The 12,408-nt window shown below is 71.9% G+C and carries 12 protein-coding genes; 9 read left to right on the top strand and 3 right to left on the bottom strand.

Translation table 11 applies throughout. From position 1 onward, the window contains the following. Positions 1-46: 46 nt before the first annotated feature. The gene (locus tag LEL83_RS05475) at positions 47-973 is read right to left on the bottom strand and encodes an iron-sulfur binding domain-containing protein (RefSeq protein ID WP_372454439.1); all 927 of its coding nucleotides are present in this window, start codon (positions 971-973) and stop codon (positions 47-49) included. 22 nt (positions 974-995) lie between these two features. On the opposite strand from LEL83_RS05475, the gene LEL83_RS05470 reads away from it, so the two are divergent. The 5 genes from LEL83_RS05470 to LEL83_RS05450 all read left to right on the top strand — a co-directional run bounded on the left by LEL83_RS05470 (position 996) and on the right by LEL83_RS05450 (position 4,318). Next, positions 996-1,442 carry a hypothetical protein gene (locus tag LEL83_RS05470; RefSeq protein ID WP_225558041.1) on the top strand — a complete coding sequence of 149 codons (447 nt, stop codon included), beginning with the start codon at positions 996-998 and terminating at the stop codon, positions 1,440-1,442. A 37-nt stretch (positions 1,443-1,479) separates the two neighbouring features. Continuing rightward, on the top strand, positions 1,480-2,439 hold the full coding sequence (gene truB / locus LEL83_RS05465) for a tRNA pseudouridine(55) synthase TruB (RefSeq protein ID WP_225558040.1): 960 nt from the start codon (positions 1,480-1,482) through the stop codon (positions 2,437-2,439). Further along, positions 2,436-2,801: a hypothetical protein gene (locus LEL83_RS05460; protein ID WP_198655991.1), complete on the top strand. Its 366-nt coding sequence runs from the start codon at positions 2,436-2,438 to the stop codon at positions 2,799-2,801. The genes truB and LEL83_RS05460 overlap by 4 nt, the downstream gene beginning before the upstream one ends. A 96-nt stretch (positions 2,802-2,897) precedes the next feature. Next, positions 2,898-3,347 (top strand): hypothetical protein, encoded by a 450-nt coding sequence (locus tag LEL83_RS05455; RefSeq protein WP_225558039.1) that lies wholly within the window; start codon positions 2,898-2,900, stop codon positions 3,345-3,347. Between the two features lie 8 nt (positions 3,348-3,355). After that, positions 3,356-4,318: a bifunctional riboflavin kinase/FAD synthetase gene (locus tag LEL83_RS05450; protein WP_225558038.1), complete on the top strand. Its 963-nt coding sequence runs from the start codon at positions 3,356-3,358 to the stop codon at positions 4,316-4,318. A 244-nt stretch (positions 4,319-4,562) separates the two neighbouring features. Here the strand turns inward: LEL83_RS05450 and LEL83_RS05445 are convergent, their stop codons facing one another. Both LEL83_RS05445 and LEL83_RS16160 read right to left on the bottom strand, forming a co-directional pair. Beyond that, on the bottom strand, positions 4,563-5,795 hold the full coding sequence (locus tag LEL83_RS05445; protein WP_225558037.1) for a DUF349 domain-containing protein: 1,233 nt from the start codon (positions 5,793-5,795) through the stop codon (positions 4,563-4,565). Positions 5,796-5,887: 92 nt separating this feature from the next. Continuing rightward, entirely contained in the window at positions 5,888-6,721 is an 834-nt protein-coding gene (locus LEL83_RS16160; RefSeq protein ID WP_225558036.1) for a peptidylprolyl isomerase, read from the bottom strand. 139 nt (positions 6,722-6,860) lie between these two features. Here LEL83_RS16160 and LEL83_RS05435 point away from each other — a divergent pair, with 139 nt between their 5' ends. The 4 genes from LEL83_RS05435 to alaS all read left to right on the top strand — a co-directional run bounded on the left by LEL83_RS05435 (position 6,861) and on the right by alaS (position 12,403). Next, positions 6,861-8,210, top strand: coding sequence for a replication-associated recombination protein A (locus tag LEL83_RS05435; RefSeq protein ID WP_225558057.1), 1,350 nt, complete (start codon positions 6,861-6,863; stop codon positions 8,208-8,210). Positions 8,211-8,444: 234 nt separating this feature from the next. Beyond that, entirely contained in the window at positions 8,445-9,074 is a 630-nt protein-coding gene (rpsD, locus tag LEL83_RS05430) for a 30S ribosomal protein S4 (RefSeq protein ID WP_198655986.1), read from the top strand. Between the two features lie 425 nt (positions 9,075-9,499). Further along, positions 9,500-9,682 carry a hypothetical protein gene (locus LEL83_RS05425; protein ID WP_198655985.1) on the top strand — a complete coding sequence of 61 codons (183 nt, stop codon included), beginning with the start codon at positions 9,500-9,502 and terminating at the stop codon, positions 9,680-9,682. 63 nt (positions 9,683-9,745) lie between these two features. Then, on the top strand, positions 9,746-12,403 hold the full coding sequence (alaS, locus tag LEL83_RS05420; RefSeq protein ID WP_225558035.1) for an alanine--tRNA ligase: 2,658 nt from the start codon (positions 9,746-9,748) through the stop codon (positions 12,401-12,403). The last annotated feature ends 5 nt before the right edge of the window (positions 12,404-12,408 follow it).

The raw sequence follows: 12,408 nt of genomic DNA, 5'->3' as shown, positions 1-12,408 counted from the left end.
GCACCGACGACACGGCTGCCGGGGCACACCGCCCCGGCAGCCGTGTTCAGTGTCCGGGCAGCTGGTACCCGAGCGTGTCGTCCCCGACGGCCAGGCCGTCGCGCACGAGCGACGCGAGCGCCCGGTCGCGCTGCTCGGCGTCGGGCCACACCGGCGCGATCTCGGCCCGTGTCACCGGCACGTCGCTGGCCCGCAGCTCCGCCATGATCAGGCCGCGCACCTGCCGGTCGCTGCCGGCGAACCTCGACTGTCGCGGGGCCCGCGGGCCGTCGTGCTCCGGGTAGCCCGCCGCGCGCCAGGCGCAGCGGTCGGCGATCGGGCACGCGTCGCACGCGGGGGAGCGGGCGACGCACACGAGCGCGCCGAGCTCCATCACCGCCGCGTTCGTCGCGGCGGCGTCGTCACGGTCCGCCGGCAGGACGGACTCCATGAGCGGCAGGTCCTGCTTCGCCTTCGCCGGACCGGGCTCGCCCTGTCCGAGCACCGTCCGCGCCAGCACCCGCCGGACGTTCACGTCGACGACCGGGTGCCGGTCGCCGTACGCGAAGACCGCGACGGCCCGCGCCGTGTAGTCGCCGATGCCGGGCAGCGCCAGGAGCGCGTCGACGTCGCGCGGCACGACGTTGTCGTGCTCCGTCGCGATCACGGTGGCCGCCGCGTGCAGCGCGAGCGCGCGTCTCGGGTAGCCGAGCCGGTCCCACGCACGCACCGCGTCCGCCGGGGGCGACGCCGCGAGGTCCGCAGGGGTCGGCCACCGGGTGAGCCACGCCTCCAGTCGGGGGACCACCCGGGCGACCTGCGTCTGCTGCAGCATGATCTCGCTGACCAGCGTGCCCCACGCGGGGAAGCCGGGGCGGCGCCACGGCAGGTCGCGGGCCTGCCGGCGGAACCAGGCCACGAGCGGGGTCGCGATGTCGGGGACCGTCGCGTCGGCGACGCGGTCCGCCGGACGGGAGGCTCTGCTCGCGTTCACCACGACAGCCTACGGTGGACGCATGGCACGCTGGGCACCAGAAGAGACCGACACGATGGCCGCGATCGCTGCGGAGGTGATCGGCCAGGTGGGCACGAACCGCACCGTGATCGGTGTCGACGGCCAGGACGGCACCGACCTCGAGCGCGTGGCGGCCGCACTCGTCACCGGCTTCGAGCAGCACGGGGTCCCGGCCATGGCCGCGGCGGCGCCCTCGGCCGACCAGGACACGCTGCGGTCGGACCTCGTGACGCCGTTCCGGACGACCGGCGCCGGCGCCGGGGTGCTCGTCGTGCACGGGCAGGGCGTCCTCGCCCCCGGAGTGCGCACGCTGTGGCGGTGGTCGCTGTGGGTCGAGCAGGAGGCCGGTCGCCTCGAACGCCGGGCGGACGTCAAGATCGCGGCATCGGCCGTGCTCGACGTCACCGACCCGGAGCACCCGCGCCGCGAGTGGAACGACGCCTGCTGAGCCGCTCTGGCCTGGAGGGCGCTGGTACGCTCCTCTGGTGCTCGAAACCCCTCCGGACGGCATCCTCCTGGTCGACAAGCCGCAGGGGATCTCCAGTCACCGCGTGGTCTCCATCGCACGGCGCCGCCTCGGCCTGAAGAAGGTCGGGCACGCCGGCACCCTCGACCCGATGGCCACCGGACTCCTGCTGCTGGGCATCGGTCCGTCGACACGACTCCTGACGCACCTCGTCGGACTCGACAAGACGTACACCGCCACCGTCCGCCTCGGGGTCTCGACCGATTCCGACGACGCCGACGGCACCCCGACCGCCGCGGTGGGGACCGCTGCTGCCGACGTCTCGGACGCCGCAGTGGAGCGGGCCGTGGCCGCGCAGCGCGGGGTCATCGACCAGGTGCCCTCGACCGTCAGCGCGATCAAGGTGGACGGGCGACGCGCCTACGACCTCGCGCGCCAGGGTGAGACCGTCGAACTCCGCTCGCGCCGGGTCACGGTGTCGCAGTTCGACGTCACCGCCCGCACCGGCGCCACCGCCGTGGTCGACGGCACCGAGGTGGCCGTCGTGGACCTCGACGTCGTCGTCACCTGCTCGTCGGGCACCTACGTGCGGGCCCTCGCGCGGGACGTCGGCGCCGCGCTCGGCACCGGCGCGCACCTCGTGGCCCTCCGTCGCACCCGCGTGGGACCGTTCGACGTCGACGACGCGATCGACCTCGAGGACGACGCGGTGGACGTCCGCGGCGCCCTCGCCCGACCCGCCGACGTCGCCCGCCGACTGTTCACGTCCGTGACGCTCGACGCCGCGTCGGCGAAGGACCTGACCGACGGCAAGCGCGTGGCTGCCGAGCACCCCGACTCGGACGGACCGGTGGCCGCGATCGCCGCCGAGGACGACCGGCTCGTCGGGCTGGTCTCGGTCCGTCGCGGACTGCTCCGGGTCATCACCAACTTCCCGGCGCCCGCCGCCGATCGACCGCAGGCGGGGTCGCGCGCATGATCGAGTGGTTCATGTGGGTGCAGGTCGTGCTGGCGGCCGTCGTCGGGCTCTTCGCGGTCGTGGTCGGCTTCGTCGGCTGGAAGCCGAACGACACCACCGTCGGCGCACTCGTGCTCATCGAGCTCCTGCTGCTGGCGCAGGGGGTGATCTCCATCGTGCAGGCCCTGACCGGCAGCCCGCCCGTGGGCAACGCACTGGAGTTCGGGGTCTACGCGGTGTCCGTGCTGCTGGTCCCGCCGGCAGCGGTGGTCTGGGCGCTGATCGACCGCACCAAGTGGAGCACCGTCGTCCTCGGCGCCGGAGCGTTCACCGTCGCCGTCATGGTGTACCGGATGTACCAGATCTGGTTCGCGCTCACCTGACGGGCTGACTGACGCGCTGACCTGACGCGCTCGCCTGACGCGCTCGCCTGACGTCCGAGGTCATGGTGGCCCACGGTGATCGGTAGGATCGGTGCAATGGCGACCAGATCCTCACTCGCGACCGGCGTCGGCCGGGTCCTCATCGCCGTGTACGGCATCCTCGCGCTGGCGGCGACCGGCCGCAGCGTCGTGCAGATCATCGAGAAGTTCTCGTACGCCCCGTTCGCCTACACGCTCAGCGCCCTGGCCGCGGTCGTCTACATCGTCGCGATGATCGCCCTGATCGTGCCCGGTCGCACCTGGTACCGCGTCGCCTGCGTCACCATCGGGTTCGAGATGGCCGGTGTGCTCGTCGTCGGCACGCTCTCGCTCGTCGACCGCCAGCTGTTCCCGGACGACACCGTGTGGTCGTACTACGGCATGGGCTACCTGTTCGCGCCGCTCGTGCTGCCGATCGCCGGGCTCTGGTGGCTCCGGAAGCACCACCGCGCCGCCGTCACCGGCTCCGGCCCGGTCGCGCCGTCGGGCGCCCGGACGAGCGAGTAGGAGCGGCCGTGCAGTTCTACCAGGACACCGCCGAGGTGCCGGACGACTTCGGACCCAGCGCCGTCACGATCGGCAAGTTCGACGGCGTGCACGTCGGACACCGCGCCGTCATCGCCCACCTGGAGCGCGCCGCCCGCGACCAGGGGCTCGTCGCCACCGTCGTGACCTTCGACCAGCACCCGCTCAACGTCATCGACCCGCAGCACGTCCCGCCGGCGCTCACCAGCACGGCCCAGCGGCGTGAGCTCCTCGAGGACGCCGGGGTCGACGCCACGCTGCTGCTCCGGTTCGACCCGGACCTGCAGTCGAAGGCGCCCGAGGCGTTCGTGTCCGAGGTCCTCGTCGACACGCTGCACGCCCGGCTCGTCTTCGTCGGCAGTGACTTCCGCTTCGGCGCGAAAGGCGCCGGGGACGTTGCGCTCCTGCGCCGGCTGGGGGAGCAGCACGGGTTCACCGTCGAGCTCATCGACGACGTCGACCTGGTCGACGACGTGCGTCCGGAGGGTGAGCGTCGCGTCTCGTCGACCTGGATCCGCGAGCTCCTCGGCGACGGCCGGGTGGCCGAGGCCGCCCGGCTGCTCGGGCGTGAGCACGCAGTCCGCAGCACCGTGGTGCACGGCAACCAGCGCGGCCGCGCGATGGGGTACCCGACCGCCAACCTCGACCCGGCGTGCGAGGGGTTCGTCCCCGCGGACGGCGTCTACGCCGCACGCGTCCTGCACGAGGGCACCGTGTACCCGGCCGCGGTGTCCGTGGGCAACAACCCGACGTTCGAGGGGGTGCCGGCGAAGCAGATCGAGGCGCACCTGCTCGACGTCGACATCGACCTGTACGACGACCGCATCTCGGTGCTCTTCGTGGCGTACGTGCGCGGGATGGTGAAGTTCTCGTCGATGGACGAGCTCGCGGCCCAGATGCGGCAGGACGACCTCGACATCCGGCTGATGCTCGGGCTCCCCACGCCGGTCTGAGCGGCGACCGGGCCGCCGGCGGACGATGACCTCTCGCCGCGCCGCGCTGAGCCGCGCCAAGCCGCGCCCCCGGTACCGGGCGCTTCGTCAGCGTGACGGACAAGCTGCACCTGCCGGGGCTCGAGCCGTGTCCGGCTGCGCGAGTCTCGGCCCGCGGCGAACCGACCCCCGCACGACGGTCCGGACAGCAGGACGCCCCGCGACCGGATCGGTCACGGGGCGTCCCGCAGTCAGCCGGCGCCGCTCAGCCGCCCAGCGCGTCCAGCCAGATCTTGCGCGCGTCGAGCGCTTCCTGCGCGTCCTTGATCTTCCGTCCATCGCCGGTGGCCTGCGCGGCAGCGAGCTCGGCCTCGAGCTTGCCGATGGCGTCCTCGAGCTGGCTCGCGAGTCCGGTCTGCCGGGCCTTGCGCTCCGGGTTGGACTCCTTCCAGTGCGCGTCCTCGAGGCCACGCACGTGGTCCTCGATCGCACGCAGACGGTCCTCGACGCGACGGACGTCCCCGCGCGGGACCTTGCCGATCTCGTCCCACCGGCGCTGGATGCCGGTCAGGGTCTTGCGCGCCGCGACGCGGTCGGTCGCCTGCAGCAGTGGCTCGGCCTCGGTCAGGAGCGCCTGCTTGGCCTCGAGGTTGGCGGAGAACTCCTCGTTCTCGGCGGCGCTCTCGGCGTGGCGCTGCTCGAACAGCACGTCACCGGCGGCCTTGAACCGTGCCCAGAGCGCGTCGTCGTGCCGCTTGCCCGCTCGACCGGCGTTCTTCCAGTCGTCGAGCAGCTGGCGGTAGTCCGGGATCGCGTCCGAGCCACGGGGTGCCAGGGCCTCGGCCTGGGCGACGAGCTCCTGCTTGCGCGTCCGGGCGTCACGGTGCTGCGCGTCGAGCTCGGAGTAGAACGCTCGGCGGTGCTGGTCGACGGTGGAGCGCGCGGCACGGAACCGCTTCCAGAGCTCGTTCGCCTCGTTCTTCGGGATCCGCGGCCCGTCGTGCTGGTGCTGCTGCCAGCGGGCGAACACGTCGTCCAGCTGCGCGGTGATCTGCTTCCACTGCGCGCGTGCCGGGTCGACCGCGGCGAGGGCCTCGGCTTCCTCCACCAGGGCCGTGCGGTGCGCGAGGGCGTCGTTCAGGGCCTGCTGCGCCTGCTCCGCCTGCTCCTTGGTGAGCGAGCCGAGCTGCTCGGACAGCGCGCCGACGCGGGTCTCGAGCGACTTGATGTCGCCCACCACCCGGGCCTCGGCCACCAGGGCCGTCAGGTGCTCGACGGTGCGTGCGACGTCGTTCGCCGAGGCGCCACGCTGGACGCGCTGCTCGGCGATCTTCACCTGCCCCTCGAGGTCGGCGTACTTCCGCGCGAAGTAGGCGAGCGCTTCGTCGGGGGTGGCGTCCGGGTACTCACCGACCGTCCGTTCGGTGTCCTCGTACCGGACGTACACGGTCCCGTTCTCGTCGACCCGCCCCCAGGTCGTTGCTTCGTCAGATGCCACAGGTCTCGCCTCGATCGTGGTCGTGCATCGCCGACGTCACCGTCGGCACGGTCAGGTCGTCAGCCTATTGCACGGACCGGCTCGGCGGTCCGTCACCGGCCACGGCTTGTGGATGACCGTTCCTGCTCGATGGTCGCGCCGGTGACGGTGGTGGCCACCTTCGGCTCGCCTGTGCCGTCGTCGCCGGGCGAGGAGACGCCCTGTTCGGTGATCTCCGACCGCAGTTCGGACAGGCCGCTCGTCACCGTGCCGACCCGCGTGTAGCCGCCCGTCGACGAGCCGAGCTCGGTGTCGCCGGTGACGATGAAGAACTGGGTGGACTGCGAGTACGGCGAGTCGGATCGGGCGATCGCGATGGTGCCCTCGTCGTAGACACCGTCGCTCGGCACGTTCTCGAGCGGTCCGTACTCGAATCCGGCGTCACCCGTGCCGTCACCGTTCGCGGAACCGCACTGCAGGAACTCCATGCCCTCGCGGTCGGCGAGGCGGTGGCACGAGGTGCCGTTGTAGAACTGCTCGCGGATGAGCGAGATCTCGACACTGGCCGCCTGCGGGGCCGCGGCACCGTCGAGCTCGATGCCCAGGTCGATCGAGTCGTTCAGGGTCAGGGTGCCGGTCCAGGTGGAGCCCTTCGCGATCGACTTGCTCGGCACGTCGCCGGTGTTGCCGGCGGTCGCACTGGCCGACGGCGTGACGGGTGCCGACGCCGAGGCGCTCGCGCCCGGGGCGTCGGCGTCCCTTGACCCGGCGAAGGCCAGCTGCGACACCGTGGCGAGGGCGGCGACCACGACGAGTGCCCCCACGGCGATCACGTCGTCACGGACGCGACGGCGACGCTGCCGCTCGTGCAGACCACGGCGGGCCTGGTAGAGGCGGAGACGCTCGCGCGCCTCACGGTTGTCACGCGCCTGGTTCTTCGGTGCCACGGTGCTGGTCTGCCCTCTCGTCGCAGTCTGCGACGAGCGTAGCCGAGTCGACACTGCGGACGGCCGAGGGCGGTCTGGAGGCGCGGGTGGTGTCGGCGGACCGGCTTACGATTGGAGCATGGCAGCGGACCGATCGGGCATGCACGCGCCGACCACCGGCGGTCGCGCCGGTCTCGCGCAGGGGTCGGTCCCGCTGGCCGTCCGGATGCGCCCCACCAGCCTCGACGAGGTCGCCGGCCAGCAGCACCTGCTCGGCCGCGGGTCGCCCCTGGTGCAGCTGGCCTCCGGCACGCGCGAGAACCCGGGCGGGGTCTCCGTCATCCTCTGGGGTCCACCCGGCACGGGCAAGACCACCCTGGCGCAGGCGATCGCCCGACAGTCCGGCCGCGAGTTCGTCGAGCTCTCCGCGGTCACCGCGGGCGTGAAGGACGTGCGCGAGGTCATGGAGAAGGCACTGACCCACCGCGACCTGTACGGCTCGACGACGGTGCTGTTCCTCGACGAGATCCACCGCTTCAGCAAGGCCCAGCAGGACGCCCTGCTGCCCGGCGTCGAGAACGGCTGGGTCATCCTCATCGCGGCCACCACCGAGAACCCGTCCTTCTCGGTGATCTCGCCGCTGCTGTCCCGCTCGCTGCTCCTGACGCTCAAGCCCCTCACCGACGCCGACCTCGGCATGCTCGTCGACCGCGCGGTCGAGGACGCACGTGGTCTCGGCGGTGCGGTCGTCCTCGGCGACGAGGCCCGCGGTGCCATCGTCCGGCTGGCCTCCGGTGACGCACGACGGGCACTCACCGCGCTCGAGGCGGCCGCGGCCTCGGCCACCGCCGCACAGGACGACGACGACACCGTGCCAGTGGTCGACGCCGACACCGTGGCCGCGGCCGTCGACCGCGCGTTGCTCCGGTACGACCGCCAGGGCGACGAGCACTACGACGTCATCAGCGCCTTCATCAAGTCGGTGCGGGGGAGCGACGTCGACGCGGCACTGCACTACCTGGCCCGGATGATCGAGGCCGGCGAGGACTCCCGGTTCATCGCGCGGCGCATCATCATCTCGGCGTCCGAGGACATCGGCATGGCCGACCCGCAGGCGTTGCCGATCGCGGTGGCCGCGGCACAGGCGGTGCAGCTCATCGGCATGCCGGAAGGGCGGATCCCGTTGGCCGAGGCCGTGGTCTACCTGGCGACGGCGCCCAAGTCGAACGCGGCCTACAACGGCATCAACCAGGCGATGGCGGACGTCAAGGCGGGCCGGATGGGCACCGTCCCGATGCACCTGCGCGACGCGCACTACGCCGGGGCGAAGCGCCTCGGGCACGGCAAGGGCTACGTCTACTCGCACGACGCCGAGCACGGGGTCGCCGAGCAGCAGTACCTGCCGGATGCCCTCGAGGGCACCGAGTACTACACGCCGACGGCCAACGGGTTCGAGCGCGAGGTCGGCCCGCGGCTCGAACGACTCCGGAAGATCACACGCGGGCACTAGCGGCGGTGCTTCTGCGCTCGCCCCGTTGCTGCTAGCATTACCGGGCCTACGTCCTGGTCCTCGAGCACGGCTGCGTCGAGGACAGAGTGCCACTCCGGTGGTACGGGGGCAGAGGTTCGGACTGTAGCCGTCCGATCCCACAGGCTCATCCCTCTGGATCCCGTCGTCGGGGCCACCGGCACTCGCGTGCCCGGCCTCCGGTGAGTATTCAGTTCGAACAGAGAAAAGGACCCTGTGTCTACCAAGTCACGTACCCGTAGCAAGACCCGCCTGTCGCGCGCGCTCGGCATCCCGCTGACGCCGAAGGCGGCCCGTTACCTCGAGAAGCGCCCCTACGGCCCCGGTGAGCACGGCCGCACCCGCCGTCGCGCGGACAGCGACTACGCCGTCCGCCTCCGTGAGAAGCAGCGTCTGCGCGCCCAGTACGGCATCCGCGAGAAGCAGCTCCGCATCGTCTTCGAAGAAGCCCGCAAGACGAAGGGCCTGACCGGTGAGAACCTGGTCGAGCTCCTCGAGCAGCGCCTCGACGCCCTCGTGGTCCGTGCCGGCTTCGCCCGCACCACCGCGCAGGCCCGCCAGCTGATCGTGCACCGCCACATCCTGGTGGACGGCAAGCTCGTCGACCGCCCCTCCTTCCGCGTCAAGGAGGGCCAGCTGATCCACGTCAAGCAGCGCTCCGAGTCGCTCGAGCCCTTCCAGGTCGCCGCCGCCGGTGGCCACCAGGAAGTCCTGCCGAAGGTCCCGGGTTACCTCGAGGTCGAGATCGAGAAGCTCCAGGCCCGCCTCGTGCGTCGCCCGAAGCGCGCCGAGGTCCCCGTGACCTGCGAAGTGCAGCTCGTCGTCGAGTACTACGCAGCTCGCTGATCCACTGATCACACCCGAACGGCGGGTCGTCCTCTCGAGGGCGGCCCGCCGTTCGGCGTCCCGGCCCGCTCCTGCCGCGACGTCGCGGGACGCCGGCGTCTCCGCCCGACGCCTCGCGCTCGTCGACACGCCGCCACTTCCGGCGGCGTGTCGACGACACGACGGCGTCCTGCGTGGGTGGTGGGGGCGACCAGAGCCGGACGGGAGGCCCGGGGCGCGACGTGCGCCGCGCCTCCTGTCCGACATCGCGTCGGTCCGCACGACGCCGGCGTCTCCGCCCGACGCCTCCCGCTCGTCGAGGCGCCGCCCCATCCGGCGGCGTGTCGACGACACGACGGCGTCGTGCGGCCGCGGGCGCGCCGGTGGGCTCGGCGGCTAAGCTTGTCCGGGCATGCACCGCCCGGGTGCACAGAGGGAGAGGCACCGTGAAGCAGCTGTTCTTCGTCGCCATCGGCATCGTCATCGGCCTCGCCGCCGCCCGGCAGGTCGCACGGACCGCACCTGGCGCCCGGCTCCTCGCCGAGGTCGACGCCAGGACGAAGGCCTTCACGGGAGCCGTCGCCGACGGCTACCGGTCCCGCGAAGCCGAGCTCCGCACCGACGTCTGAGCAGTCCGGCCCCGCGCCGGCACGTCGCTCCTCTCCGCCCACGACCTGAACCCAGGAAGCACCATGCAGACCGCAGAGATCCGCCGCCGTTGGCTCCAGTACTTCGGCGACCGCGGGCACACCGTCGTCCCGTCCGCGTCCCTCGTCTCCGACGACCCGTCGCTCCTGTTCACGGTCGCCGGCATGGTGCCGTTCATCCCGTACCTGACCGGGCTCATCCCGGCGCCGTACCCCCGTGCGACGAGCGTGCAGAAGTGCATCCGCACCAACGACATCGAAGAGGTCGGCAAGACCCCGCGCCACGGCACGTTCTTCCAGATGAACGGGAACTTCTCGTTCGGCGACTACTTCAAGGAGCAGGCGATCCAGTTCGCCTGGGAGTTCCTGACGAAGCCGGAGTCCGACGGCGGGCTCGGCTTCTCGCCCGACGACCTGTGGGTCACGGTGTACGAGGAGGACGACGAGGCGATCGGCTTCTGGAAGCAGCACTCCTCGCTGCCCGACGACCGGATCCAGCGCCTCGGTAAGGACACCAACTACTGGTCGACCGGTCAGCCCGGTCCCGCGGGCCCCTGCTCCGAGATCTTCTTCGACCGCGGTCCCGAGTACGGCATCGACGGCGGCCCGGCGACGGACGACGACCGCTACGTCGAGATCTGGAACCTCGTGTTCATGCAGTACCAGATCGCCGACGTCCGCTCGAAGTACGACTTCGAGATCACCGGCGAGCTGCCGAACAAGAACATCGACACCGGCATGGGTCTCGAGCGCGTCGCGTTCATCAAGCAGGGCGTCGACAACATGTACGAGATCGACCAGGTCCGCCCGGTCCTCGACCGCGCGTCGGAGATCTCCGGACGCCGGTACGGCGCGGTGCACGAGGACGACGTGCGCATGCGCGTCATCGCCGACCACGTCCGGTCCTCGCTCATGCTCATCGCCGACGGGGTCAGCCCGTCGAACGAGGGGCGCGGCTACATCCTCCGCCGTCTGCTCCGCCGCACGGTGCGCGCGATGCGCCTGCTCGGCGTCGAGACCGCGACGTTCCCCGAGCTCTTCCCCGCCTCCCGCGACGCCATGCGCGACGCGTACCCCGAGGTCGCGTCCGACTACGACCGCATCGCCCGGATCGCCTACGCCGAGGAGGAGACGTTCCTCCGCACGCTGGCGCAGGGGACGACGATCCTCGACGTCGCCGTCGAGCGCGCGAAGCAGGACGGCGCGCCCTCGATCGGCGGGGACACGGCGTTCCTGCTGCACGACACGTTCGGGTTCCCGATCGACCTGACGATGGAGATGGCGGAGGAGGCCGGCGTGCACGTCGACCGCACCGCCTTCGAGACCCTGATGTCCGAGCAGCGGGCCCGTGCCAAGGCGGACGCCAAGAGCAAGAAGACCGCGATCGCCGACCTGAGCGTGTACAGCGCCTTCCGGGCCGCCGGCGAGACCGTCTTCCTGGGCTACGACGCCCTGGAGGCCGAGACCCGCGTGCTCGGCATCATCGTCGGCGGCGTCAGCGTCGACCGCGCGGTGGCCGGGGACATCGCCGAGGTCATCCTCGGCGAGACGTCGCTCTACGCCGAGTCCGGTGGCCAGGACGCCGACCAGGGCTCGATCGTCGGCAACGGCTTCGACCTCGAGGTGCTCGACGTCCAGCGTCCGGTCTCCGGTCTCTGGAGCCACACCGTGCAGGTGCGTTCCGGCGAGGTCGGTGTCGGAGACGCCGCGAACACGGTCGTCGACGCGGAGTACCGCCGCGGCGCGACCCAGGCACACTCCGCGACCCACCTGGTGAACGCGGCGCTGCGCGACATCCTCGGCCCGGAGGCGCTGCAGGCCGGTTCCTACAACAAGTCCGGCTACATGCGCCTGGACTTCTCGTGGTCGCAGCCGGTGTCGCTCGAGACCCGCTCCGAGATCGAGGAAGTCGTGAACACGGCGATCCGCACCGACCTCGACGTCACCACCCGGGTCCTGCCGATCGACGAGGCCAAGGCGCTCGGCGCGCAGGCCCTGTTCGGCGAGAAGTACGGCGCCGAGGTCCGCATGGTCGACATCGGCGGCCCGTGGTCGCGCGAGCTCTGCGGTGGCACGCACGTCGCGTCGAGCGCGCAGATCGGGCTCGTCAACCTGGTGGGGGAGTCGAGCGTCGGTTCGACCAACCGTCGCGTCGAGGCACTCGTGGGCCTCGAGGGCTTCCGCGACCTCGCCGTCGAGCGCACGATCGTCTCGCAGCTCTCCAGCGCCCTGAAGGCCCCGCGCGCCGACCTGCCGACCCGCGTCCAGACCCTCATGGAGGACCTGCGGACCGCGCAGAAGAAGATCGCCGAGTACGAGTCGGCGAACCTGCAGCAGCGTGTTCCGACCATCGCGCGGACCGCGACGACCATCGGTGCGACGACCGTCGTGGCCGAGGTCGTCGACGGCCTGCAGTCCGGCGACGACCTGCGGTCGCTCGCGACGGGTGTGCGCGGGCAGCTCGGTGACGGTGCGGCCGTGGTGGTCCTCGGGGCGGTCGTGGGCGGCAAGCCCATCGTCATCGTCGCGACGAACGACGCGGCCCGTGCCGCCGGTGTCCAGGCGGGTCCGCTCGCCAAGGAAGCCGCCGGCGTGCTCGGCGGTGGTGGCGGCGGCAAGCCGGACCTGGCGCAGGGTGGCGGTACCGACGCAGCTGCGCTGCCCGCAGCGCTGCGCGCCGTGACCGCTCGGCTCGCGGGCTGATCGTG

It is taken from the genome of Curtobacterium oceanosedimentum, assembly GCF_020297365.1.
GTDB lineage: Bacteria > Actinomycetota > Actinomycetes > Actinomycetales > Microbacteriaceae > Curtobacterium.
Note: the sequence above shows the minus strand (reverse complement) of the source record. Positions and strands in the feature narration are given on the sequence as shown.

Excerpts from the sequence above, each read along its gene's own strand:
- alaS (WP_225558035.1), top strand. The coding sequence starts at position 9,746 with ATGCAGACCGCAGAGATCCGCCGCCGTTGGCTCCAGTACTTCGGCGAC.
- LEL83_RS05460 (WP_198655991.1), top strand. The coding sequence starts at position 2,436 with ATGATCGAGTGGTTCATGTGGGTGCAGGTCGTGCTGGCGGCCGTCGTC.
- LEL83_RS05435 (WP_225558057.1), top strand. The coding sequence starts at position 6,861 with ATGCACGCGCCGACCACCGGCGGTCGCGCCGGTCTCGCGCAGGGGTCG.
- LEL83_RS05470 (WP_225558041.1), top strand. The coding sequence starts at position 996 with ATGGCACGCTGGGCACCAGAAGAGACCGACACGATGGCCGCGATCGCT.
- LEL83_RS05455 (WP_225558039.1), top strand. The coding sequence starts at position 2,898 with ATGGCGACCAGATCCTCACTCGCGACCGGCGTCGGCCGGGTCCTCATC.